The sequence below is a fragment of the Micromonospora sp. NPDC048898 genome (assembly GCF_043198035.1).
Taxonomy (GTDB): domain Bacteria; phylum Actinomycetota; class Actinomycetes; order Mycobacteriales; family Micromonosporaceae; genus Micromonospora.
In genome coordinates this window covers 30,756-55,854 of sequence record NZ_JBICUF010000027.1, presented here as the reverse complement: position 1 = coordinate 55,854, position 25,099 = coordinate 30,756, and the positions used below count along the sequence as shown (strand labels likewise).

The window sequence follows — 25,099 nt, the reverse complement described above, 5'->3', positions numbered from 1 at the left end:
CGCGTCTAAATCACCCCCGGACAGGCGGGTCACCTTCCCCCATCGGCGCCGCCCCCCGGGGCCGCCCCGCGCCCCCCCCCCCCACCGCGGGGGGGGGGCCCCCCCCCGCGCCCCCCGCGCCCGGTGTCGGGTGCTGGTGCGCTCAGCCGGCGTGCTTGCGGCGGGCGGCGGCCCGGCCCCGCTGCTGCTGGTCGAGCACCACCTTGCGGATGCGCACCGCGGTCGGGGTGACCTCGACGCACTCGTCCTCGCGGCAGAACTCCAGGGCCTGCTCCAGCGAGAGCTTGCGCGGCGGGATCAGCTTCTCGGTCTCGTCGGAGGTCGAGGCCCGCATGTTGGTGAGCTTCTTCTCCTTGGTGATGTTGACGTCCATGTCGTCGGAGCGGGAGTTCTCGCCGACGATCATGCCCTCGTACACCTCGGTGGTCGGGTCGACGAAGAGCTGACCGCGCTCCTGCAGGTTGATCATCGCGAAGGCGGTGACCGCACCGGACCGGTCGGCGACGAGCGAACCGTTGTTGCGGGTGCGCAGCTCGCCGAACCACGGCTCGTACGACTCGAAGACGTGGTGCAGGATGCCGGTGCCCCGGGTGTCGGTGAGGAACTCGGTGCGGAAGCCGATCAGGCCGCGCGCCGGGACCAGCCACTCCATCCGGATCCAGCCGGTGCCGTGGTTGACCAACTGCTCCATCCGACCCTTACGGGTCGCGAGGAGTTGGGTGATCGCGCCCAGGTATTCCTCCGGGGAGTCGATGGTCAGCCGCTCGACCGGCTCGCAGGTCTTGCCGTCGATCTCGCGGGTGACCACCTGCGGCTTGCCGACGGTCAGCTCGTAGCTCTCCCGGCGCATCTGCTCGACCAGGATGGCCAGCGCCAGCTCACCGCGGCCCTGCACCTCCCAGGCGTCCGGCCGCTCGGTGGGCAGCACCCGCAGCGACACGTTGCCGATCAGCTCCTTGTCGAGCCGGTCCTTGACCATCCGTGCGGTGACCTTGGAGCCCTTGACCCGGCCGACCAGCGGCGAGGTGTTGGTGCCGATGGTCATCGAGATGGCCGGCTCGTCGACGGTGATCAGCGGCAGCGCGACCGGGTTCTCGACGTCGGCGAGCGTCTCACCGATCATGATCTCCGGGATGCCGGCGACGGCGATGATGTCGCCCGGGCCGGCGGTCTCGGCCGACGTGCGCTCCAGGCCCTGGGTCATCAGCATCTCGGAGATGCGGACCCGCTGGGTGCTGCCGTCGGTGCGGCACCAGGTCACCGTCTGACCCTTGTTGATGGTGCCCTGGCGGACCCGGCACAGCGCCAGCCGGCCGAGGAACGGCGAGGCGTCCAGGTTGGTGACGTGCGCCTGCAACGGCGCGCCGTCCTCGTACGAGGGTGCCGGAATGGTGTCCAGCAGAGTGCGGAACAGCGGCTCCAGGGAGGTGCTGTCCTCCGGCACCGAACCGTCGGCGGGCTGGGTCAGCGAGGCGATGCCGTCGCGGGCGCAGGCGTAGACGATCGGGAAGTCGATCTGCTCCTCGTCGGCGTCCAGGTCGAGGAAGAGCTCGTAGGTGTCGTCCACGACCTCCTTGATCCGGGCGTCGGGGCGGTCCACCTTGTTGATCACCAGGATGATCGGCATCCGGGCCCGCAGCGCCTTGCGCAGCACGAAGCGGGTCTGCGGCAGGGGGCCCTCGCTGGCGTCGACGAGCAGCACCACGCCGTCGACCATGGTCAGGCCGCGCTCCACCTCACCACCGAAGTCGGCGTGGCCGGGGGTGTCGATGATGTTGATGGTGACCGGGTCGGAGCCGTCCGCCGGCAGGTAGCGCACGCCGGTGTTCTTGGCCAGGATCGTGATGCCCTTTTCCCGCTCCAGGTCACCCGAGTCCATCACCCGCTCGGTGTTCTCGCCCCGGGCGCCGTACGCCCCGGCCTGCCGCAACATGGCGTCGACCAGGGTGGTCTTGCCGTGGTCGACGTGAGCGATGATGGCGACGTTGCGGAGGTCGGTGCGAAGCTGCATACCCTCTATCCTTCCGCCTGCGCTCGCGCAGGCCGCGTCGGGGTCACCCCCCAGGGGCCCCTGATCTATGGTGAAACTGCTGTCCCGGGTGTTCCCCCGGCTGGCATGCTGACTCCCGTGTTCCGGGGGCCTGAGTGCACGACCTGCTGACCTGGGTGCAGAGTCTGCCCGCCCTGTGGATCTACCTGGTCGCCGCGCTGATCGTGGCGGGCGAGACCGCGGTGATCTTCGGCCTGCTCGTGCCGGGTGAGGCTACCCTGCTGCTCGTCGGCTTCCTCACCTACAACGGTACCTTGCGGCTCGGGCCGGCGTTGCTCGCGATGATCGTCGCCGCCGTCCTCGGTGATGGGCTGGCCTTTCGCGCCGGACGGCGCTACGGGCCCCGGCTGCGCGCCGGGCTGGGCCACCGGGTCGGCCCCGCGCGCTGGGCCAGGGCCGATGCCATGCTCGCCCGGCTCGGTGGGCGGGGTGTGTTCGCCGCCCGGTGGGTGGCCTTCGCCCGCACCCTGGTGCCCCGGCTGGCCGGTGCGGCCGGCATGCCGTACCGGCGGTTCGCACCGTGGAACCTGGCCGGGGTGATGACCTGGGTGGGCGGGTCGGTCCTGCTCGGTCACCTCGCCGGTGAGTCGTACAACACGGTTTCCCGGTTGCTCGGCCGGGCCACCGGGGTGGCGCTGCTGCTGCTGGCCGGCCTGGTGGGGGTCGTGCTCGTCGGCCGGTGGCTGGGTCGCAACCCGGACCCGGTCCGCGCGCTGCTGTCCCGGGCCGGCGCGCTGCCCCCGGTGCGCTGGCTCACCGCCCGCTACGGGGTGCTGTTCTTCCTGGTGGCCATGCGGATCGGGCCGGCCTGGACGCTGCTGCTCAATCTGGCCGCGGGGCTCCTGCTGCTGTTCGCCGCCGGGCTCGCCATCGCCGGCCTGCTCGCCGTGGCCATCCGCAACAGCGGGTTGGCCGCGCTGGACGACGCCATCGCGGGGTGGTTCGCCGCCCGGCGTACCCCGGACGCCGCCGACGCCACGATGCTCGTGGTGTCCGTGGTCCGCGGGTCGGTGTTGATCGCCCTGGTGGGGCTGGTGGCCGCGGTGCTGGCGTGGCGCAACCGGCCCTGGCGTGCGGACCTGCTCAGCGTGGTCGGCACGGTGGGTGCGTTCGTGCCGCTGGTGGTGCTGGCCGTGGCCGCCGAGGTGACAGGTGCGCACGGCACGGCGCCGGGCGTCACCGAGGTGGCCTCGCTCTCCACCCAGAACGCCGTTGTCGCGGCGAGCTTCTGCACCCTGGCCTGGCTGGTGTCACGCAGTTCACGCTGGCCGGTGGCGGTGGCCGCGTGGACGGCCGCCGCCGCGGGGATGCTCGGCATCGGCGGTGCACGGCTCTACCTCGGCCTGGACACGGCCAGCGGCACCGCCGCGGCGGTGCTGCTCGGGGTGCTCTGGACTGTCGTGTTCATGGTCGCCTGGGCCACCCGGGACCGGGCGGTGGGTGACCTGGAGCAGCCGGACGACCAGGCCCGGACGCCGCCGCAGGGGCACCGCCGACCGGTCGAACCTTGTTAGGGTGCGACGACTGTCACACGGGGAGGCACCGGGATGGTTCGACGGACCGATCGCTTGGGCGCGGTGCTGCTCGCCGGGTTGCTGTTGTCGGGCGCGCTGGTCGGGTGCGCCACCGAGGGGGAGAGCCCGCAGGACCAGACCGGCCCGGTCGCGCTCGCCGACGCGCCGTCGGAAACCCCGACCGACGAGGCCAGCGCGGAGCCGAGCCCGTCGGTGAGCGCCGTGGAGTCGATGGGTGCCGCGCCGAGTCGTCGCGCGTCGGCGTCCCCGTCCCCGAAGCCGAAGAAGAAGCCGACCCGCACGGCGCCGAAGCCACTCGCGGTGGCGAAGCCGCCCACCGAGACCATGGTCCCGCCGGCCCCGCCGAAGCCGGCACCGAGTTCCTGCAAGCCGACCTACCAGGGTGCCCAGGCGGCCCGGGCCGAGGTGAAGGCGGCGCTGACCGACGCGGCCGGCCGTTCCTACTGGCCGGTCTCCGCACCGGACATCACCGTGCCGCTCAACCTGCTCAAGGCCACCGCGTGGCAGGAGAGCGGCTGGCAGTCCAACATCCACGCCTGCGACGGCGGTGTGGGGTTGATGCAGGTGATGCCGGCCACGGCGACCTGGATGAACCAGCGGTTCGAGCAGAGCTACCAGATCGACGACTACCGGGACAACGCCAGCCTCGGTGCCACCTACCTGGCCTGGACCACCAAGTACATCGGCGACATGTACTTCGAGTCCGACTTCCGCCTCGACCCGGCCCTGTGCACCGCCGAGTTGAATTCGTGCCTGCTCAACGCGGTCATCGCCGCGTACAACGTCGGGCACGCTGCGGTGGCGCGGGAGGGTGCACCCCTGGCCATCCCCAACCCGTCGTACGTGCGCAACGTGCGGGCGCTGATGACCGAGTGCGTCTGCCTGGCGTACTGACCTCGGCGGGCCCCGGCGCGTGGTCGGTCAGCGTGATCAGTGGCAGCACGCCGAGCACGGCGAAGAACGACGCGATCACGGTGAGCACCAGCAACACCGGTGCGAGCAGGCCGCGCAGCAGCAGCACGAGCACCCCGGCGACCAGCAACAGGATGATCGGCAGGATGAGTCGCAGATCCTTCGGAAGCCAAGTATCTTGATAGCCGAGAGGGCTGTTCTATGCTGCAACCCGGGGGACCGACGACGGGAAGAGCGACGCGAGGTGGCGACTCACGGCATGTACCGACGGCGCGACACGCGCCGCGAGCAGCTGGTCGCCGAGATCACCAACAACCTCCGGCGGTACGCGGTGGACGCCCAACACGTCGGCCACGCCTTCGCCAACCTGCACGGCCTCAACCCGACCGACCTCCAGGCCCTGATCGCGGTGATGGACGCCGAGCTGCTCGGTGACCCGAACACCCCGGGCCGCCTCGGCGAACAGCTCAACCTCTCCTCCGGCTCGGTCACCGCCCTGGTCGACAGGCTGGAGCGGGCCGGTCACATCCGCCGGGACCGGGACACCGTCGACCGCCGCAAGGTGCTGCTGCACTACGCCGACCAGGGCGCCGCCCTGGCCATGGAGTTCTTCCAGCCGCTGGGCGCGCGTACCGACACGGTGATGGCCCGCTTCGGCGAGGACGAACTGGAGGTGGTGCACCGGTTCATGGCGGAGATGAGCGAGTCGCTGCGGGGGCACCGGGACGCGGTGCGCGCCGCCCGGCCCGAGTCGCCCCGCCGGCCGACGGGCTGAGCGTGCCCGACCGGCTCGTCTCCCGCCTCGCCGGCGTCGCCCTGCGGTTGCCACCGACCCGCCCCGCCCCGGTGCGGGTCACCCGCGACATCCCGGTCCGGGTCCGCGACGGTGTGGTGCTGCGCACCGATCACTACGCCCCGAGCGTGCGGGACGCGCCGACCGTGCTGATCCGTACCCCGTACGGGCGGGGTGGACCGCTGCGGCTGCTCGGCCGGCTGCTCGCCGCGCGGGGCCGACACGCGGTGATCCAGGCCTGCCGGGGCACCGGGGGGTCCGGTGGGACGTTCGCCCCGCTCGTGCACGAGCGCGACGACGGGGTGGACACCCTGGACTGGCTGCGCCGCCAGCCCTGGTGGTCCGGCCAACTCGGCATGTTCGGGGTCAGCTACCAGGGTTTCGCGCAGTGGGCGCTGGCCGCCGACGCCGGTGCCGAGCTGCGGGCGATGGTCGCGGTGGTGACCGCCTCGGCCACCCGGGACTCGACGTACGCGGGGGAGTCCTTCGCCCTGGACACCGTGCTGACCTGGGCGGAGCTGCTGCACGCGCAGACCGTGCCGTGGCTGGCCCGGCAGTGGGAGCTCAAACGTGGTCAGCCCCGGCTGGCCGCCGCGCTCGCGCACCTCCCGTTGGCCGACGCCGACCGGGTGGCCACCGGCGTGACCATCCCGTTCTTCCAGGAGTGGCTGCGCCACCACACCCCGCAGGCGGCGTACTGGCGCGAGCGCGTCTTCGCCGACCGGGTCGCCCGGGTGCGGGCGCCGGTGCTCATGGTCACCGGTTGGCACGACATCTTCCTGCCCGCCCAACTCGACGACCACGCCACCCTGCGTGCCGCCGGCGCACGACCGCGCCTGGTGATCGGCCCCTGGACGCACGGCAGCCCCGGGCTGTTCGTGGGCGCCCTGCGGGAGGGGTTGGCCTGGCTCGACGAACACCTGCTGGCCGCTACACCGGCCGACGGGCGGTCGCGCCGAGCCGCGTTGGCCCCGGTCCGGCTGCACGTGGGCGGTCCCGGCGGCGGCTGGCGGGACCTGCCGGACTGGCCCCCACCGGCCACCCACACCGCCTGGCACCTGCATCCGGGCGGTGAGCTGGCGCTCCGCCCTCCGGTCGCGTCGGCACCTGACGAGTTCCGGTACGACCCGACCGACCCCACCCCCTCGCGGGGCGGCCCGCTGCTGGTCGCCCAACAGGCCGGGCCGGTGGACAACCGCCCGGTCGAGGCCCGCGCCGACGTGCTGACCTACACCAGCGCCCCGCTGACCGGGCCGGTCGAGGTGATCGGCCCGGTACGCGCCGAGATCCACGTCCGCAGCGAGCTGCCGCACCTGGACGTCTTCGTGCGACTGTGCGATGTGGACCAGCGCGGTCGCTCGTGGAACGTGTGCGACGGCCTGGTGCGGGTGACCCCCGAGCGTTTCCCCGCCGACGCGTCCGGGGCGCTGCGGGTCCCGGTGGCGCTCTGGCCGACCGCGTACCGGTTCGCGGCCGGGCACCGGCTGCGGGTGCAGGTCGCCGGTGGCGCCCATCCACGGTGGGCGCGCAACCCCGGCACCGGCGAACCCCTCGGCACCGCGGTGACGCTGCGTGCCGGCTGGCGGCAGGTTCTGCACGACCCGGCGCATCCGTCGGTGGTGCTGTTGCCGACCATCCACTCATCCTGACCGAACCCCCAATCTAAAAATAACCCTCCTGAGCTGGGCATTCATCGATACTGCGGGCTATGGTTGGGTCAACGCCCGGTGCCGTGCAGTAAGCAGACCGGGATCGCCCGAAGCCCAACACCGCGTACGCGGTGTGACGTCGTACCCGGTCCCCGCCCCACCTGAGAGGGGGACCCATGACTCGGGCCCCGGCAAACCTGTTGGCCGTCCGAAGCCTTCTTCTTACCTACCTGAACGTCGACCCGAACACCGTCCGCACCGCCGACCTGGAGCCGGACGAGGTCGGCATCGTCGGCGACCCGGCCCACCGCGGCGGCTACCACTGCGGCTCGGACCGGGTGGTCACAGGCGACTACTCGGTGGTCGAGTCACCCCGGGACCGAGCCGGACTGACCCTGGACGCGGCCGCGCTGGACGTCGGCGGCTTCGAGGTCCGCTCCGGTGGCCGTACGCACACCCTGGCCAGTTTCTCAGTCTGGTGTGTGGCCCAGTGTGCCGCGAACGCGGCCGACACCCGGGACATCCGGGAGATCATCTACAGCCCCGACGGTTCGACCGTGAAGCGGTGGGACCGACTCGGCAAACGCACCACCGGTGACAGCTCACACCGCTGGCACACCCACTTCAGCTTCTTTCGCGACGCGACCAAGGCCGGTCGCGACCAGCGGCCGCTGTTCCGCCGCTACCTCAGCTCCATCGGACTCCTGGAGGACGACGACATGACCCCCGAAGAGCACAACTGGCTGGCCACCGTCCACAAGAACCTCACCGTGCTGGATGGCCGCAACCCGATCGGCCAGGTCTACCTGCGGTTGGCCGAGGGCCGGGACGACACCGGTGCGCCGGTGACCGGCCACCCGAACCTGAAGAGTCTCGGCGCGCAGTTGACCGCGTTGCAGTCGGCGCTGTCCAACCAGGACGACACCGACGAAACGGCGATCGTCCAGGGTGTGCTGGCCTCACTGACGCCGGAGAAGATCGCCGCGGCCATTCCGCCAACCATCGCCAAACAGGTCGCCGACGAGTTGTCCCGCCGGCTGGTCGCCTGAGCGGAGGGGCGGCCCGTAGCCGCCGGGCCGCCCCTCTCCGCACTCCTCATCCGCAACAGTTGTTGAGCAATAGCTGTTGCGCAATAACTGTTGCGGATGTCAGGGTGGGGGCATGGACAACCCCGATGTGCGCCAGGTCACCGACTCGCGGGTGCTGGCGGCCCTGGCCCACCCGCTGCGCCGCCGGCTGATGGACGTGTTCAAGGTGCACGGGCCCTCGACCGTCGGCCTGCTCGCCGAGCGCACCGGCCAGGCGCCGGCGAACGTCAGTCACCACCTCAAGGTCCTCGCCGCCGCGGACCTGGTCACCGAGGCCCCCGAGTTGGCCCGCGACCGGCGCGAGCGGTGGTGGCGACCGGTCACCCGGGGCGTGCGCTGGTCCAACACCGACTTCGACGCCGACCCGGCCGCCCGCGCGGTCGCCGACGCCGCCACCTCGCTCAACCTGGACCGGCACGTCGCCCTGGCCCGAGCCTGGCACGCCGCCGACGACGCGGCGCAGGCCGCCTGGCAGGACGGCCCGTTCTCCACCGACAGGTGGTTGCACCTCACTCCCGAGGAACTGGCCGAGCTGAGCCGCGAGATGATCGACCTCCTGGCTCGGTGGGGCGAGCGCGGTGTCCCCGACGACGAGGGCGAGCGCCAACCCGTGTTCGTGTTCGCGTACGGCATTCCGGCCCGGCCGTGACCGCGGCCACCCGCACCGCCCCGGGGCCGGTCCGCCCGGCCGGCGGGTTGCTGCGGCATCGGGACTTCCGGCTGCTCTGGGCCGGTCAGGCCGTCAGCAGCATCGGCAGCAACGTCACCACCGTCGCGCTGCCGCTTGTCGCGGTCGCCGTGCTCGACGCCGGCACGTTCCAGGTGGCGGTGCTCACCGCCGCTGCCTGGCTGCCCTGGCTGCTGATCGGCCTGCCGGCCGGCGCGTGGGTCGACCGGCTGCCCCGCCGGTCGGTGCTGGTGGTGTGCGACGTGTTCTGCGCGTTGGCGTTCCTCAGCATCCCACTGGCCGCCGTGCTGGACCGGCTGACCGTGGCGCACCTGCTGGTGGTCGCCCTCAGCGCCGGCGCCGCGCGGGTCTTCTTCGAAACCGCCGACCAGGTGTACCTGCCGGTGGTGCTGCGACCCGAGCAACTGCCGGAGGGCAACGCGAAGCTCCAGGCGACCCAGACCGTCAGCTACGTCGTCGGCCCCGGCCTCGCCGGCCTGATCGCCCAGCTCACCGGCGCCGTCGCCGCGCTGGTGCTGGACGCGTTCACGTTTCTGGCCTCCGCGATCCTCCTGCTGCGGATCCGCACCGTCGAACCACGCGCACGCCGGGCGGACCGGTCCCGTTCACTGCGCCGCGACATCGCCGAGGGGCTGCGCTTCGTCATCCGCGACCCGTACCTGCGGGTGCTGACGGTCTTCGGCGCGGCCAGCAACATCGGGCTGATCGGCTACCAGGCCGTCCTGGTGGTCTTCCTGGTCCGGGAGCTTCGGCTCGAACCGGGCCTGGTGGGCGCGTTGGTCGCGGTGATGAGCGCCGGAGGGATCATCGGGGCGCTGCTCGCCACCACGGTGGGCCGCCGCTGCGGCACCGCACGGGCACTGCTGATCGCCGGGGTGCTCACCGGCCCGCCAGCCCTGCTCATCCCGCTCGCCGCACCGGGCGTCGGGCTGGTCTGGCCAGCCCTCGGTGGGGTGCTGATCGGCCTCGGCGTGGCCATCAGCAACGTCGTCAAGGGTGCCTTCCGGCAGACCTACACGCCGCACCACCTGCTCGGCCGGGTGACGGTGAGCATGCATCTGCTCAACTACGGCACGATCCCGCTCGCGGCCGTGCTGGCCGGAGCCCTCGGCGCGCGCTACGGCGTCGGGAGAGCGATATTCGTGATGACCGCCTGGTTGGCGCTCACCCCGTTGATCCTGTTGATCGGACCGATCCGGAGGCGGCGGGACCTGCCCGCCGCCCCGGCGGCGTCTTGAGTGCGCTGCGACGGCGGCCGGAGACCGGCCGCCGTCACCGGCACGGAGCTACATCGGGCGGACGTTGTCCGCCTGCGGACCCTTCTGCCCCTGGGTCACCTCGAACTCGACCTTCTGGCCCTCGTTGAGCTCCCGGTAGCCGCTCGAGGCGATGGCGGAGTAGTGGACGAACACGTCCGGCCCTCCACCGTCCTGCTCGATGAAACCGAAGCCCTTTTCCGAGTTGAACCACTTAACCGTGCCGGTTGCCATGCATCTCTCCCTGTTCAAAGCGGCTGACCCTCGGCCTCTGGCCGATGATCGCCCGTACCTGTCCGACAGTAACGGGCAAAACCCGGATCCGCTGGCCGAAGTGCCGTAGGTCTTCGGGTGAAGTCGGGTGAACTCTGCGCGCCGGCACGCGAAACGTGCCCCGACCACCCGCCGCTGGGGCATGCTTGCGCCGATGAAGGGTGCCGCAGCCGACGCGCTGACCGAGCTGGAGCGCGAGATCGACGCGCCCGGCAGCGGCCTGGACCGGCTCCGGCTGGTGCCCACCCCGTTCGTTCCCGAGGTGCGGCTGCACCTGGCCGAGGACGCGATCGTCTGGTGGGCTCGGATGGAGGCCGCCGTCGGGCATCCCCTGCCGGCCCCGTACTGGGCGTCCGCCTGGGCCGGCGGCCAGGCCCTGGCCCGCCACCTCCTGGACCACCCGGAGTTGGCCGCCGGGCGTCGGGTGCTCGACCTCGCCTCCGGCTCGGGGCTGGTGGCCATCGCCGCCGCGCTGGCCGGTGCCACGGAAGTGGTCGCCAACGACATCGACCCGTACGCCGTCGCCGCCGTCACCCTCAACGCCCGGGCCAACCGCGTCGCCGTCGACGTCTTCGGGGACGACCTGCTCGACGACACCGACTCGGAGGCCGACCTGGTGGTCGCCGGGGACGTCTTCTACGACCGCGTGATGGCCGACCGGATGCTGCCCTTCCTGCAGAGGGCCGCCGCCAGGGGCGCCGACGTGTTGGTCGGCGACCCCGACCGGGGGCACCTGCCGGCGGACCGCCTGGCGGTCCTGGCCGACTACCCGGTGCCCACCACCGAACCCTCGGTGGACTCGTCGCTACGCCGGGTGCGGGTGCTGCGACCCGTCTGAGTGCGGACGCCCACCTCAGGGACGACCCCGAGACCGATACCAGGGGGCCCTGGGGCTCAAACCCGATGTCCGAAGTGGTGCGGCGGCCATACCGTGGGTGACATGACGCAATGGCTGGCCCAGATCGGCGACCTGCCCATCCTGCTGCTGATGGGTGCGCTCGGGCTCGTCATGCTCTTCGACGCCGTACCCCTGCTGGGTGTCCTGGTCCCCGGCGACGTGGCGATCCTGGCCGCCGTCGGGGTGGGTCGCCCGACCACCGGGCTGGCGACCTTCGCCGCGGTGCTGGTCGGCTGCCTGGCCGGCTGGTCGCTGAGCTTCGTGATCGGCCGCCGCTACTCCGAGCGGTTGCGACACAGCCGGATCGGCGGCTGGATCGGCGAGACGCGGTGGACCGCGGCCGAGGGAATCCTGCGTCGCGGCGGCGGTCGGATGATGGTCGTCGCGCCGTTCCTGCCCGTGTTCAACGCGCTGCTGCCGCTGGCCGCCGGCGGGCTACGGATGTCGTACCGCCGATTCCTCGGCTGCGCGGCGCTCGGCGCCGCCGCCTGGGCCGGCCTCTACCTCGCGCTGGGCACCGCGTCCCGGTCGCTGGCCGGGCTGCTGCCGGGGGACCCCAGTCCACTGCTGGTGACCATGGGGGTCGGGATGGTGCTGGCCTCCGTCGTGCTGCTGGGGGCGCGGCGGCGGTTGTTCGGTGTTGGTGGGTGTGGGTGGGGTGGGGGGGGGGGGGGGGGGTGGGGGCGGGGGGGGGGGGGGCCTGCCGTGCCCGGCTCCGGGCGGTCAGGCTTGATCCCTGCGCCGGGCACGGCAGGCCCCGCCCCCGTCGCGGTTCCGGCTCGTGCGAGCGTGCCGCCGCCGTCGATGGGTTATTGATCTTCAGGGTGAACGGTCGGCGTTTGGCTCTTGGTGGGGTGGTGAGGTGGTCTACCAGCCTCTTGCTTTCCACTGGGGGAGGGCTGGGCGTTCCGCTCCCAGGGTGCTGTCCTTGCCGTGGCCGGGGTAGAACCAGGTGTCGTCCGGGAGTTTGTCGAACAGCTTGTGCTCGACGTCGTCGATCAGCGCGGCGAAGCGCTCCGGGTCCTTGTCGGTGTTGCCCACACCACCGGGGAAAAGACTGTCGCCAGTCCAAAGGTGCGGGGTGCCGGCCGGGTCGCGGTAGAGCAGTGCGATCGAGCCCGGCGTGTGCCCCTTGATGTGGATGACCTCCAACGCGCAGTCGCCGACCGGCACCGTGTCGCCGTCGGCGAGACGCTCCGCCTCGATCGGCAGCCCGTCCGCGTCGTCGGCGTGCACCAGTGCCCGCGCGCCGGTCTTGGCGACCACCTCCTCCAGCGCCACCCAGTGGTCCATGTGCTGGTGGGTCGTCACCACGGCGGTGAGCCCGCCGTCGCCGATCAGCTCCAGCAGCCGGGGCGCCTCGTTGGCGGCGTCGATCAGCACCTGGTCACCGGTGCCCGTGCAGCGCAGCAGGTAGGCGTTGTTGTCCATCGGGCCCACCGACAGCTTGCTGATGGTCAGCCCGTCCAGCTCGCGTACCGCCGGCACGCCGCCGTGGGTGACGTCTCCGCTGTATGTCATGACGTTTCTAGATCCATTCCGGTGGAGTAGGCAGGGGACCGTCGGGCGTGACGGAGAGCGCGCCGCCGTCGGCACGGCCGATCAGCCAGGCGGCGAGGTCGGAGACGGGACCGGTGACGATCGGGGCGCCGGCACGGTCGCCGATCACCACGTCGTGCTCGCTGCCGTCCAGGCGTAGCACCATCGACGGCGGTGTCGGCCCCGTGGCGTGATGGCTGGCGGCCTCACGCAGCAGCCGGTGGGCGAACGTGTCCGACCAGTCGGCGGCGCCGTAGTCGGCGGCCAGGTCGAGGTGGTGCACCTCGATCTCCCGCAGGCGACCCCAGACCAGCAGCGTGGCCGGCCACGGGCCCAGCCGTGCCTGCACCGTCGCCGCCCACGCCTCGGCCGGCATCGCCGCGACCGCCTCGACGAACAGGTCCGCGGTGCGCCGCAGGTCGTCCAGGTGCTCGGCGGGTGACCGGCCCGAGCCGGTCTCGATGTCCGCGTTGCGGGTCGCCAGCGAGGCGTACATCGGCAGCGCCGCGCCGGTGCGGGCCGCCGTGAGCAGGTTGACGAAGCCGTCGGCGTTGCGCGCCAGGTGCGCCAGCACGTGGCCGCGCGTCCAGCCCGGCAGCAGCGACGCGCCGGCCAGGTCCGCGGCGTCGAAAGACGCTGCGGTACGCAGGAGTCGGCTGGTGGCCGCGTCCACCTCGCCCATCAGTAGGAGCGGATCCGTGGTCACCCGTCGACCCTAGCGGTCCGCCGCCCGCGCCGTCGCCGGGGAAATCGCTTTCGGCGCGTCGGCGCGCGACCTACCGTCAGCGGCAGACGCGGCACCGGGACATCGGACGGAGGTGGTGATCATGCCGGACGTGGCACGCGTGTTCCGCCATCACCAGCTTCGATACCGATGAGGATGCCATGACGATCGATCTGACCGCGCTCGGCTGGGACGCCGAGCGGGCGACGTACGCCGCACGACGCGGCGAGCACCACCCGGGCCGGGTGGCCCGGGTCGACCGGGGGGTCTGCACGGTGCTCACGGCGGCCGGCCCGGTCCGGGCCAGCCTGGGCGGCGCGGTGCTGGCCACCGCCGCCCGGGACCCGTCGGCGCTGCCCTGCGCCGGGGACTGGGTGTTGCTGACCCACTGGCCGGACCGCCGCGTGACGGTGGAGGCGGTGCTGCCACGGCGGGGCGCGCTGATCCGCCGTACCGCCGGCAAGGACGCCAGCGGCCAGGTGCTCGCCGCCAACCTGGACGCGGCCGCGGTGGTGGAGCCGGTGCACCCCGAGCCGGACGTGGGCCGCATCGAGCGGCTGCTCTCGCTGGCACACGAGTCCGGCGCTCGGCCACTCGTCGTGCTGACGAAGGCCGATCTCGCGGCCGACCCGGCCGCGCTGGCCCGCCAGCTCGCCGCGGTCGCCCCCGGGGTGCCGGTGCTGCCGGTCAGCGCCGAACACGGCGTCGGGCTGGACCCGCTGCGCGCCGAAGTGACCCCCGGCCGCACGCTCGGCCTGCTCGGGCCGTCCGGTGCCGGCAAGTCGAGTCTGGTCAACGCCCTGGTCGGGGCGGTGATGATGCCCACACAGTCGATCCGGCGCGTCGACGGCAAGGGTCGGCACACCACGACCTGGCGGGCGCTCGTCCCGATCCCCGGCGGCGGCGCCGTGATCGACACGCCCGGGGTGCGTGCGGTGGGCCTGCTGGACGGTGCGGTCGGGCTCGACCGGGCGTTCGCCGACATCGCCGGGTTGGCCGAGGGCTGCCGGTACGCGGACTGCGGCCACGACGGCGAGCCCGCCTGCGCGGTCCGCGAGGCGTTGCAGACCGGCGAACTCCCCACCCGCCGGTGGGAGAGCTGGCGGCGCCTACAGGGGGAGCTGTCGCACGAGAGCCGACGGCGGGAGTCGCGGGTGGCGGCGGAACGGCGCGGTGGGTGGCGTTCGGCCCGGCGGCGGGCCACCCGGCCTCCGACGCCGGGCGGGTTCTGACCGGCGTCGTGTGGCCGCGCCTGTCAGGGGGTGGGCGGGGCGCTGGCGGGCGGGGCGTGTGCCGGAGCTTGCCGGAGAGACGCTGCCTGCGCTGCCGGCAGTGCGTTGTCGGCGGTGCGCTGCGGGCGGCGCGGCGAGCTGTGGCTCGGTGCGGCCGACCGGGCTGAGCTGGGGGAATGTGCGGGCGGGGGAAACTGTCATACCTCGGGGCTAGAGTTGCCGAGGCGTGTTTTCCGCGCCCGCACGACCGCTCAGATCATCTCAGAGCGGGACAGATCCTTCGCTTCGTCTTCTTCCGGGAGTACACGCACCGTGGCCGACCGACTGATCATCCGTGGCGCGCGCGAGCACAACCTGCGTGACGTCAGTCTCGACCTGCCCCGGGACGCACTCATCGTGTTCACCGGGCTGTCCGGGTCGGGCAAGTCGAGCCTGGCCTTCGACACGATCTTCGCTGAGGGGCAGCGCCGCTACGTCGAGTCGCTCTCGTCGTACGCCCGGCAGTTCCTCGGCCAGATGGACAAGCCAGACGTCGACTTCATCGAGGGCCTGAGCCCCGCCGTCTCCATCGACCAGAAGTCCACCTCGCGCAACCCGCGTTCGACAGTCGGCACCATCACCGAGGTCTACGACTACCTGCGCCTGCTCTACGCCCGCATCGGCGAGCCGCACTGCCCGGTCTGTGGTGAGCGCATCTCCCGACAGAGCCCCCAGCAGATCGTCGACCGGGTCCTCGCGATGGCCGAGGGCACCAAGTTCATGGTGCTCGCGCCGGTCATCCGTGGCCGCAAGGGCGAATATGTCGACCTCTTCGCCGAGTTGCAGTCCAAGGGCTACGCCCGGGCCCGGGTCGACGGCGTGGTGCACCCGCTGACCGAGCCGCCGAAGCTCAAGAAGCAGGAGAAGCACACCATCGAGGTGGTGATCGACCGCCTCACCGTCAAGGCGAGCGCCAAGCAGCGGCTGACCGACTCGGTCGAGGCCGCCCTGGGCCTGTCCAGCGGCCTGGTGCTGCTCGACTTCGTCGACCTCGCGGAGGACGATCCGGACCGGGAGCGCCGCTACTCCGAGCACCTGGCCTGCCCCAACGACCACCCGCTGGCCATCGAGGATCTCGAGCCCCGGGTCTTCTCCTTCAACGCCCCGTACGGCGCCTGCCCGGAGTGCACCGGCCTGGGCACCAAGAAGGAGGTCGACCCGGAGCTGCTGGTCCCCGACCCGGAGCGCAGCCTGCGCGAGGGCGCCATCCAGCCCTGGGCGACCGGGCACAACCTGGAATACTTCCTGCGCCTGCTGGAGGCGCTCGGCGAGGCCCAGCACTTCGACGTCGACACCCCGTGGCGGGCGTTGCCGGCGCGGGCGCAGAAGACGATCCTGCACGGCTCCGACGACCAGGTGCACGTGCGCTACCGCAACAAGTACGGGCGCGAACGCTCCTACTACACCGGCTTCGAGGGCGTGGTGCAGTGGATCGAGCGCCGGCACTCCGACACCGAGTCCGAGTGGTCCCGCGACAAGTACGAGGGCTACATGCGCGACGTGCCGTGCGCGGCCTGTGGCGGTGCCCGGCTCAAGCCCGAGGTGCTCGCGGTCACGCTGGCCGGCAAGAGCATCGCCGAGGTCTGCAACCTGTCCGTGGGGGAGTGCGCCGACCTGCTCGCCGGCATCGAGCTGACCGACCGGCAGAAGCTGATCGCCGAGCGCGTCCTCAAGGAGATCAACGCCCGGTTGCGGTTCCTGCTCGACGTGGGCCTCGACTACCTCTCGCTGGACCGGCCGGCCGGCACCCTGTCCGGCGGTGAGGCGCAGCGCATCCGGCTCGCCACCCAGATCGGGTCCGGCCTGGTGGGCGTGCTCTACGTGCTCGACGAGCCCTCGATCGGGCTGCACCAGCGCGACAACCACCGGCTGATCGAGACCCTGATCCGGCTGCGGGGCCTGGGCAACACGTTGATCGTGGTCGAGCACGACGAGGACACCATCCGCACCGCCGACTGGATCGTCGACATCGGGCCCGGCGCGGGCGAGCACGGCGGCAAGATCGTGCACAGCGGTTCGGTGCCCGCACTGCTGAAGAACAAGGAATCGATCACCGGGGCGTACCTGTCCGGAAAGCGGTCGATCCCGACGCCGACGACGCGCCGCCCGCAGGACGCGGCCCGGGAGTTGGTGGTGCACGGCGCGCGTGAGCACAACCTGCGCAACCTGACCGTCCCGTTCCCACTGGGCCAGCTGATCGCCGTCACCGGGGTGAGTGGCTCGGGCAAGTCGACGCTTGTCAACGACATCCTCTACGCGGTGCTGGCCAACCAGATCAACGGCGCCCGGCTGGTCCCCGGTCGACACACCCGGGTCTCCGGCCTGGAGCACGTGGACAAGGTCGTCGGCGTGGACCAGTCGCCGATCGGCCGTACGCCACGCTCCAACCCGGCCACCTACACCGGGGTCTGGGACCACGTCCGCAAGCTCTTCGCCGAGACCACCGAGGCGAAGGTGCGCGGGTACGGGCCGGGTCGGTTCTCGTTCAACGTCAAGGGCGGGCGCTGCGAGGCCTGCTCCGGCGACGGCACCATCAAGATCGAGATGAACTTCCTGCCCGACGTGTACGTCCCCTGCGAGGTCTGCAAGGGCGCCCGGTACAACCGGGAGACCCTGGAGGTGCACTACAAGGGCAAGACCGTCTCGGACGTGCTGGAGATGCCGATCGAGGAGGCCGCCGAGTTCTTCTCCGCCATCCCGGCCATCCACCGGCACCTCAAGACCCTTGTCGACGTCGGCCTCGGCTACGTCCGCCTCGGTCAGCCCGCGCCGACCCTCTCCGGCGGTGAGGCGCAGCGGGTCAAGCTCGCCTCCGAGTTGCAGAAGCGCTCCACCGGGCGGACGGTCTACGTGCTCGACGAGCCGACCACCGGTCTGCACTTCGAAGACATCCGCAAGCTGCTGATGGTGTTGGAAGGGCTTGTCGACAAGGGCAACACCGTGATCACCATCGAGCACAACCTCGACGTGATCAAGACGGCCGACTGGTTGATCGACATGGGCCCGGAGGGCGGCCACCAGGGCGGCACCGTGCTCGCCACCGGCACCCCCGAGGAGGTCGCCGAGGTGACCGAGAGCCACACCGGCCAGTTCCTGCGCCAGGTGCTCAAGCTCGACGGTGCGGCCAAGGGCGCGGCCGGCGCCACCACCCGGGCGGCCAAGGCCAACGGCGTCACCAAGACGCGGGCCAGCCGCAAGGTGCCCGCCGCCGCGCGCTGACCTCGGCCTCGTGCGGGCCGGTCCGGTCGGCCTCGTGCGGGCCGGTCCGGTCGGCCTCGTGCGGGCTCGTGCGGGCGGTCGGGCTCGTGCGGTCCGGTGGGGCTCGTGCCGGTCGGGCTCGTGCGGGCTCGTGCGGGCGGTCGGGCTCGTGCCGGTCGGGCTCGTGCCGGGTCCGGTCGGCCTCGTGCGGGGCGGGTCCGGTCGGGCTCGTGCGGGGCGGGGCGGTCCGTCCGGTCGGGTCCGGCTGCGGCGGTGCACGATTGCTGTCGCGTGCGCGCAGCACGGCGTGCGGCTGTCGGTGGGGCCGCCGCGTCCGAATTCGGGGTCACACGCATGCTGTGGTGAACCATCCGGCACAGTTGCCCGTGTGGACTAGGTGTGGCCGGGTCTTGACCGGCGCAGCGGGCTAGAGAGAGGCGAGGCATGAGTGACGATCAGGCGCTGACCGGTCCGGGCACGCACACACGTCGCACCCTGCTCACCGGCGTCGGGGCTGTCGGCGCTGCCGTCGTCCTGGCTGCCTGCGGCAGTGACGACGGCAGCGGCAACGCCAACGGCAACGGCAGCGGGGCCCCCACCAGTGGTGGCCCGGCGGTGCCCAGCAGCGGTGACGCCGGCGGCGGGGACCGGCAGGGTGCCCAGTCCCTGGCGACCACCGCCGACATCCCGGTCGGTGGCGGCAAGGTCCTCGCCGCCGAGGGTGTGGTCATCACCCAGCCGGTGGCCGGGCAGTTCAAGGGCTTCAGCCCGATCTGCACCCACCAGAACTGCCCGGTGACGAACGTCGACGGCGGCACCATCAACTGCACGTGCCACGGCAGTAAGTTCTCGATCGACGACGGCTCGGTGAAGGCCGGCCCCGCCACCAAGCCGCTGCCGCCCAAGAACATCAAGGTCACCGGCGACCAGATCTCGCTGGCCTGACCGCCTTCGATCTGCGTCGAAGCACTCGGTCGAGCCGAGGCGGAGTCCAGGCGGCGGTCCAACGCGGCCGGTCGTCGTCTGGGCCCGCCGCAGGCCGGCCAGGGGCTTTGACCCAGACCCTGGCGGCGCGGGTTCCGGCTCGGCCGCTGGGTGGGCTCGCCCGGTCGCCGGGGGTGTTGCGGCCGCCGGCTGGGTTTGCCTGGTCGCCGCTTGGTCGGGCCGGCTCGTCGCCGCTTGATCGACTCGTGTTCTGGGTAGTCGGGGTGTCCGCGGCCTGCCGACACCCCGACCTCCCGGGCACTGAGTGGATCTAGCGCCTGCCACGGGCTGTCGGTGGTGCGGACTAGGCTTGTTGGTGTGGCTGACCCCTCGACCTACCGCCCCGCACCCGGCACCATCCCGGAGTTACCGGGGGTCTACCGCTTCCGCGACGGCACCGGCCGGGTGATCTACGTCGGCAAGGCGAGAAATCTCCGCAGCCGGCTCAACTCCTACTTCGGCGACGTCTGGAACCTGCACGAGCGCACCCGCCAGATGGTCACCACCGCCGAGTCGGTGGACTGGATCACCGTCGGCACCGAGGTCGAGGCGCTCCAGCAGGAGTTCACCTGGATCAAGCAGTACGACCCGCGGTTCAACGTCCGCTACCGCGACGACAAGTCGTACCCCTATCTGGCCGTCACCCTCAACGAGGATTACCCACGGCTCCAGGTGATGCGTGGCGCCAAGCGCAAGGGGGTGCGCTACTTCGGTCCGTACTCGCACGCCTGGGCCATCCGGGAGACCCTCGACCTGCTGCTCCGCGTGTTCCCCGCCCGGACGTGCTCCGCCGGCGTGTTCAAACGCGCCGGCCAGGTTGGTCGTCCCTGCCTGCTCGGCTACATCGGTAAGTGCTCGGCGCCGTGCGTCGGCACCGTCTCCGCCGACGAACACCGCGCCATCGTGGATGGGTTCTGCGACTTCATGGCCGGGCGCACCGACACCATGGTCCGCAAGATCGAGCGGGAGATGACCGAGGCGAGCGAGCAACTGGAGTTCGAGCGGGCCGCCAAGCTGCGCGACGACGTGGCCGCCCTGCGCCGTGCCATGGAGAAGCAGACAGTGGTGTTGGGCGACGGCACCGACGCCGACGTGGTCGCGTTCGCCGACGACCCGCTCGAGGCGGCCGTGCAGGTCTTCCACGTTCGTGACGGCCGGGTCCGCGGCCAGCGCGGCTGGGTGGTGGAGAAGACCGAGGATCTGACCACCGGCGACCTGGTGCACCACTTCTGCACCCAGGTGTACGGCGGCGAGCACGGTGAGACCGACGTGCCCCGGGAGTTGCTGGTGCCCGAGCTGCCCGCCGACGCCGAGGCGCTGGCGGACTGGCTCTCCAACCACCGGGGCAGCCGGGTGTCGCTGCGGGTGCCGCAGCGCGGTGACAAGCGCTCACTGATGGAGACGGTCGAGCGCAACGCCAAGGACGCGTTGGCCCGGCACAAACTGAAGCGTTCCGGTGACCTCACCACCCGGGGCAAGGCACTTGACGAGATCAGCGAAGCGCTGGACATGCGCACCTCGCCGCTGCGCATCGAGTGCTTCGACATCTCCCAGATCCAGGGCACCGACGTGGTGGCCAGCATGGTGGTCTTCGAGGACGGGTTGCCCCGCAAGAGCGAATACCGGCGGTTCATCGTCCGTGGCGCCACCGACGACCTCTCCGCGATGTCCGAGGTGCTGCGCCGTCGTTTCTCCCGCTACCTGGACGCGAGGGCCGAGACGGGCGAGGTCGGTGTGGAGTCGGCCGACGACCCGGCCGCCCCGGAAGACGCGGCTGAGCCGCAGGTCGGCGTGCTGATCGATCCGACCACCGGCCGGCCGCGCAAGTTCGCGTACCCCCCGCAGTTGGTGGTCGTCGACGGCGGCGCCCCACAGGTCGCGGCCGCCGCGCAGGCCCTTGCCGACCTGGGCATCGACGATGTGGCACTGTGCGGCCTGGCCAAGCGGTTGGAGGAGGTCTGGCTCCCCGACGACGAGTTCCCGGTCATCCTGCCGCGCACCTCGGAGGGGCTCTACCTGCTCCAACGGGTCCGCGACGAGGCCCACCGGTTCGCCATCACCTTTCACCGGCAGCGCCGCTCGAAGCGGATGACCGAGTCGGCACTCGACCACGTGGCGGGCCTCGGCGATGTGCGGCGCAAGGCGTTGTTGCGGCATTTCGGCTCACTCAAACGACTCTCCGCCGCGACAGTCGAGGAGATCACCGAGGTCCCCGGGGTTGGTCGACGTACCGCCGAGGCGATCCTGGCCGCCCTCGACAAGGACGCGAAGGCCGGCGACAAGGCGGAGGCAAAGCCCAACGCCACCTGAGCGCTGTCGTCGATCGCCTGGCCTGGGGGCGGCTGTCGGTTCACGTTGAGTGTCGTCGTTCGCCCGGGCTGGGGCGCCCAACCAGCACATGCTGAATGTGGTCCGATGCCCGGCCTTGGGGCGGCCAATCACTGATCCACGACATCGCGGCTCAGGGGGTCTGCGCGATCGCGGCTCGGGCTGGTCCGGGTGACGATCTGCCACCGGGGTCACGTCGGACGGGGTGTGCGTGGTGGTGCGCGAACGGCGCAGACGGGCATGATCCACTCGTGTTTCATGAAGCCGGGGTATCCCCGGCACTCGGACACCGCGATTTCAGCAAACCCGAGTGGATCATGCCGACTTCACCGTGCCCGGGGTGGCCCGCGTGGGTGAATTGTCGGGTTTGACCATCGGTGTTGGGTGGTCGGGGCCACTCCGGCGGCGGAATGGGGGGCCGGGCGGGGTCGTTATACCTGGCATGCCGCCGTAGCCCCCCGGGCTCTGGTGTGCGGCAGCCCCCGGGAACACCCGCCGGGGTGCCACGGTTACATCCCCCGACCCCGTGAGCATGGGTAGGGCCGTCCCCCGGGATCAGTGCGGTGGAATGCCTCGCCGCCGGGGGTCGTTACATCCCCCGCAACGCTACGAGCAGGTCCCCCGGGATCGCCGGCGTTGCCGCGAACTTCCCCCGCACGACCACGCGCCCCCCGGTGCGTTGTGCGGGCACCCCCGACATGCAGAGGAGCACGCCATCATGCGTACCGATCTGATCCGCAAGACCGCTCTGACCGCCGCCGGGCTCGCGTTCACCGGCGGCGCCATCGCCGGACCCGTCACCACCGCCTTCGCCGCACCCAGCGCCAAGCCCGCCACGCAGACCCAGACCGACCGCAAGGGTCACGGTGAGCGGGAACTGGGCGTGCGCTACGAGGCGCAGCCGAACTTCTACTACTGCGGCCCCGCCGCCACCCGTAACGCCCTGAGCGTGCAGGGCAAGAACATCAACGTCGATGACATGGCCAAGGAGATGGGCACCACCGAGGCCGGCACCAACAGCATCAACGACATCACCCCGGTCCTGAACAAGGAAACCGGCAAGGCCGACGCCTACCACAGCGTGGAGATCAGCAGCCCGGATGCCGACGCCAAGCAGACCGACACGCTGCGCGCCGACATCGTCAAGACGATCGACAACGGTCGGGCCGTGGTCGCCAACATCGCCGGCACCAGCACCGACACCACCGGAACGACGCACTCCTACGAGGGCGGGCACTACATCAGCGTCGTCGGCTACCGCGACAACGGCACCACCGTCACCATCGCCGACTCCGCCGACCCGAACACCGCCTCCTACCAGATCAGCGTCGAGCACCTCGCCGACTGGATCGCCACCCGCGGCTACGCCACCAGCTGACACCCGCACACACCGAAGGGCCGGACCCCACCACGGGGCCCGGCCCTTCGGCACGTCCAGGTCAGGTGTCGGCGAGGACGGCGAGGATCTGCTCGCCGTACTTGGCGAGTTTGTTCTCGCCGACCCCGCTGACGCGGGACAGGTCGGCCAGCGTGCTCGGCGCGTCACTGGCGATCTGTCGCAGCGTCGCGTCGTGGAAGACCACGTACGCGGGGACGCCCTGCTCCTTGGCGGTGGCGGCACGCCAGCCGCGTAGCCGCTCGAAGAGCGACGCGGCGGCCGGCGTCAGCTCGGCCACCACGGTGGCCGAGCCGCGCGGTTTCGACGAACGACTCGACGCGGGCTTCTCCGGTTCGCGGCGCATCGTGACCGTGCGGCGGCGACCCAGGACCTCGGCGCTGGCCTCGGTCAGGGCCAGCGTGCCGTAGTCGCCCTCCACGGCGAGCAGCCCCTCGGCGAGCAGTTGGCGGACCACGCCCCGCCACTCGGCCTCACTCAGCTCCGAGCCGATGCCGAAGACGGTCAGGGAGTCGTGACCGTACTGGCTGATCTTGTCGGTCTGCTTGCCGAGCAGGATGTCGATGCAGTGCCCGGCGCCGAACCGCTGGTTGCGTTCGCGGTCGAGCCGGAAGACGGCGGACAGCAACTTCTGGGCGGCGACCGTGCCGTCCCAGGACTCTGGTGGGTTGAGGCAGGTGTCGCAGTTGCCGCAGGCGGCCGTCGTCGTCTCGCCGAAGTATTCGAGCAGTTGGACGCGGCGGCAGCGCACCGTCTCGCACAGGGCGAGCATCGCGTCCAGGTGCGCGGCGAGGTTGCGGCGGTGCGCCAGGTCACCGTCGGACGTCTCGATCATCTTGCGTTGCTGGACCACGTCCTGCAGCCCGTACGCCAGCCAGGCCGTGGACGGCAGGCCGTCGCGCCCGGCGCGGCCGGTCTCCTGGTAGTAGCCCTCGACGGACTTGGGCAGGTCGAGGTGGGCGACGAACCGGACGTCGGGCTTGTCGATGCCCATGCCGAAGGCGATGGTGGCCACCATGACGAGGCCGTCCTCACGCAGGAAGCGCTGCTGGTTCCGAGCGCGGGTGGCCGCGTCCAACCCGGCGTGGTACGGCAGGGCGGCGATGCCGTTGGCGACGAGGAACTCGGCGGTCTTGTCCACCGAGGCGCGGGACAGGCAGTAGACGATCCCGGCGTCGCCGGGGTGCTCGTCGCGCAGCAGGGCCAGCAACTGCTTGCGCGGCTCCCGCTTGGGCACGATGCGGTACTGGATGTTGGGCCGGTCGAAGCTGGCCACGAAGTGTCGCGCGTCGTCGAGCTTGAGTCGGGTGGCGATCTCGGTGCGGGTGGCGCTCGTCGCGGTGGCCGTCAGTGCGATCCGGGGCACCTGCGGCCAGCGTTCGTGCAGCATCGACAACGCGAGATAGTCGGGGCGGAAGTCGTGACCCCACTGGGACACGCAGTGCGCCTCGTCGATCGCGAACAGGGAGATGCGCCCCCGGTCCAGCAGGGCGAGGGTGGACCGGACGCCGAGGGCCTCCGGAGCGAGGTAGAGCAGGTCCAACTCGCCGGCCACGAAGGCGGCCTCGACCCGGCGTCGGGCGTCCAGGGTCTGGGTCGAGTTGAGGAAGCCGGCGCGGACGCCGACCGCGGTGAGGGCGTCCACCTGGTCCTGCATGAGCGCGATCAGCGGCGACACGACGACCGCGACGCCCTCGCGGACCAGGGCGGGGATCTGGTAGCACAACGACTTGCCACCACCGGTGGGCATCAACACCAGCGCGTCGCCACCGGCGACCACATGGTCGATCACCTGCTGCTGGAAACCGCGGAAGGCGTCGTAGCCGAACACCCGGCGCAGCACCGGCAGCGCGCCTTCGGTACGCAGATCGGTGGGGGAAGCCATCCGCGGAGTCTACGAGCCGCCCCCGACATCAGTGCCCGCACACCCGCCCGACGCGTCTACCGCGTCTCGCACTGGTGGGGCCGTCACTGCCCCGTCTCGCCATCCCCGTCACCCCAGCAGAGCCCGCCGATGCCGGCCGCGCTGTGGAAGCCGGGGTGCCCGGTGACGTCCATGCAGACCTCTCTGTCGGGACCGACCCGGCCGCAGAAGACCGGCTCGACGTGGTTCCAGGCATCGGCCCGAGACAGCAGCGCGGCCCCCGCCGGCATCTCGGGCCGCAGGATCGTCAACCCCTCCGTGTAGACGACGGCCTGGTCGCGGGCCTCCGTCAGGTCGGTCGCCAGGTAGGTCAGGTGCAGCGTCCAGCGCCGGGGCATCCGAAACCCGCCGGCCGGCGGCCCGTTGCGGCCCGAGCGCCGCTCGCGCTCCGCCGGGTGGCGGCTGACCAAAGAACTGGTGTACGTGGACAGAGCACCCGGGTTCGCCAGCGCGTGCGCGATGGCCGCCCGGACCCGCTCGGACACGTCGGCCCCGTCGAGTACGGCGGTCAGATCCTCCGGGAAGCGGTTGTGCTGCCACGGCTTCCGCTCCCACCGCGACGATCGGTTGTCAGTCACCAGTCCCTGCCTCTC

At 71.6% G+C, this 25,099-nt stretch carries 20 protein-coding genes; 14 read left to right on the top strand and 6 right to left on the bottom strand.

Annotation, left to right across the window (positions count from 1 at the left end):
- Positions 1–142 precede the first annotated feature (142 nt).
- Positions 143–2,011, bottom strand: coding sequence for a translational GTPase TypA (gene typA / locus ACGFIQ_RS35005; RefSeq protein ID WP_393250413.1), 1,869 nt, complete (start codon positions 2,009–2,011; stop codon positions 143–145).
- Between the two features lie 134 nt (positions 2,012–2,145).
- Here typA and ACGFIQ_RS35000 point away from each other — a divergent pair, with 134 nt between their 5' ends.
- The 7 genes from ACGFIQ_RS35000 (at position 2,146) to ACGFIQ_RS34970 (ending at position 9,953) form a co-directional block, all read left to right on the top strand.
- Entirely contained in the window at positions 2,146–3,564 is a 1,419-nt protein-coding gene (locus tag ACGFIQ_RS35000) for a DedA family protein (protein WP_393250411.1), read from the top strand.
- A gap of 33 nt (positions 3,565–3,597) precedes the next feature.
- Entirely contained in the window at positions 3,598–4,479 is an 882-nt protein-coding gene (locus ACGFIQ_RS34995; protein ID WP_393250409.1) for a transglycosylase SLT domain-containing protein, read from the top strand.
- Between the two features lie 277 nt (positions 4,480–4,756).
- Positions 4,757–5,272, top strand: a complete 516-nt coding sequence (locus ACGFIQ_RS34990) for a MarR family winged helix-turn-helix transcriptional regulator (RefSeq protein WP_393250407.1) — start codon at positions 4,757–4,759, stop codon at positions 5,270–5,272.
- Between the two features lie 2 nt (positions 5,273–5,274).
- Positions 5,275–6,939 (top strand): CocE/NonD family hydrolase, encoded by a 1,665-nt coding sequence (locus ACGFIQ_RS34985; protein WP_393250405.1) that lies wholly within the window; start codon positions 5,275–5,277, stop codon positions 6,937–6,939.
- A gap of 176 nt (positions 6,940–7,115) precedes the next feature.
- Positions 7,116–7,988, top strand: coding sequence for a hypothetical protein (locus ACGFIQ_RS34980; RefSeq protein WP_393250403.1), 873 nt, complete (start codon positions 7,116–7,118; stop codon positions 7,986–7,988).
- Between the two features lie 112 nt (positions 7,989–8,100).
- On the top strand, positions 8,101–8,676 hold the full coding sequence (locus ACGFIQ_RS34975; protein ID WP_393250401.1) for an ArsR/SmtB family transcription factor: 576 nt from the start codon (positions 8,101–8,103) through the stop codon (positions 8,674–8,676).
- Positions 8,673–9,953: an MFS transporter gene (locus ACGFIQ_RS34970; protein ID WP_393250399.1), complete on the top strand. Its 1,281-nt coding sequence runs from the start codon at positions 8,673–8,675 to the stop codon at positions 9,951–9,953. The genes ACGFIQ_RS34975 and ACGFIQ_RS34970 overlap by 4 nt, the downstream gene beginning before the upstream one ends.
- Positions 9,954–10,001: 48 nt before the next feature.
- Here the strand turns inward: ACGFIQ_RS34970 and ACGFIQ_RS34965 are convergent, their stop codons facing one another.
- Positions 10,002–10,205: a cold-shock protein gene (locus tag ACGFIQ_RS34965; protein WP_007462771.1), complete on the bottom strand. Its 204-nt coding sequence runs from the start codon at positions 10,203–10,205 to the stop codon at positions 10,002–10,004.
- 193 nt (positions 10,206–10,398) lie between these two features.
- Between ACGFIQ_RS34965 and ACGFIQ_RS34960 the strand changes: the two genes are divergently transcribed.
- Both ACGFIQ_RS34960 and ACGFIQ_RS34955 read left to right on the top strand, forming a co-directional pair.
- A complete protein-coding gene (locus tag ACGFIQ_RS34960; RefSeq protein ID WP_393250397.1) occupies positions 10,399–11,082 on the top strand; it encodes a class I SAM-dependent methyltransferase in 684 nt (227 codons plus the stop codon).
- 102 nt (positions 11,083–11,184) lie between these two features.
- A complete protein-coding gene (locus ACGFIQ_RS34955; protein WP_393250395.1) occupies positions 11,185–11,958 on the top strand; it encodes a DedA family protein in 774 nt (257 codons plus the stop codon).
- Between the two features lie 51 nt (positions 11,959–12,009).
- Here the strand turns inward: ACGFIQ_RS34955 and ACGFIQ_RS34950 are convergent, their stop codons facing one another.
- Positions 12,010–12,663: an MBL fold metallo-hydrolase gene (locus tag ACGFIQ_RS34950; protein ID WP_393250393.1), complete on the bottom strand. Its 654-nt coding sequence runs from the start codon at positions 12,661–12,663 to the stop codon at positions 12,010–12,012.
- A gap of 7 nt (positions 12,664–12,670) precedes the next feature.
- The gene (locus ACGFIQ_RS34945; RefSeq protein ID WP_393250391.1) at positions 12,671–13,387 is read right to left on the bottom strand and encodes a maleylpyruvate isomerase family mycothiol-dependent enzyme; all 717 of its coding nucleotides are present in this window, start codon (positions 13,385–13,387) and stop codon (positions 12,671–12,673) included.
- A gap of 179 nt (positions 13,388–13,566) precedes the next feature.
- Here ACGFIQ_RS34945 and rsgA point away from each other — a divergent pair, with 179 nt between their 5' ends.
- From rsgA to ACGFIQ_RS34920, 5 genes are all read left to right on the top strand, one after another.
- A complete protein-coding gene (rsgA, locus tag ACGFIQ_RS34940; protein WP_393250389.1) occupies positions 13,567–14,637 on the top strand; it encodes a ribosome small subunit-dependent GTPase A in 1,071 nt (356 codons plus the stop codon).
- Positions 14,638–14,949: 312 nt separating this feature from the next.
- Positions 14,950–17,895, top strand: a complete 2,946-nt coding sequence (uvrA, locus tag ACGFIQ_RS34935) for an excinuclease ABC subunit UvrA (protein ID WP_393250387.1) — start codon at positions 14,950–14,952, stop codon at positions 17,893–17,895.
- Positions 17,896–18,318: 423 nt separating this feature from the next.
- Positions 18,319–18,819, top strand: coding sequence for a Rieske (2Fe-2S) protein (locus ACGFIQ_RS34930; protein WP_393250385.1), 501 nt, complete (start codon positions 18,319–18,321; stop codon positions 18,817–18,819).
- Positions 18,820–19,176: 357 nt separating this feature from the next.
- Positions 19,177–21,168, top strand: a complete 1,992-nt coding sequence (gene uvrC / locus ACGFIQ_RS34925) for an excinuclease ABC subunit UvrC (RefSeq protein WP_393250383.1) — start codon at positions 19,177–19,179, stop codon at positions 21,166–21,168.
- Positions 21,169–21,904: 736 nt separating this feature from the next.
- Complete coding sequence (locus tag ACGFIQ_RS34920; protein WP_393250381.1) at positions 21,905–22,564, top strand: C39 family peptidase; 660 nt, start codon at positions 21,905–21,907, stop codon at positions 22,562–22,564.
- A gap of 61 nt (positions 22,565–22,625) precedes the next feature.
- On the opposite strand, the gene recQ is transcribed toward ACGFIQ_RS34920, so the two are convergent.
- Positions 22,626–24,467 carry a DNA helicase RecQ gene (gene recQ / locus ACGFIQ_RS34915; protein ID WP_393250379.1) on the bottom strand — a complete coding sequence of 614 codons (1,842 nt, stop codon included), beginning with the start codon at positions 24,465–24,467 and terminating at the stop codon, positions 22,626–22,628.
- An 83-nt stretch (positions 24,468–24,550) separates the two neighbouring features.
- Positions 24,551–25,084, bottom strand: coding sequence for a hypothetical protein (locus ACGFIQ_RS34910; protein WP_393250377.1), 534 nt, complete (start codon positions 25,082–25,084; stop codon positions 24,551–24,553).
- Positions 25,085–25,099 lie beyond the last annotated feature (15 nt).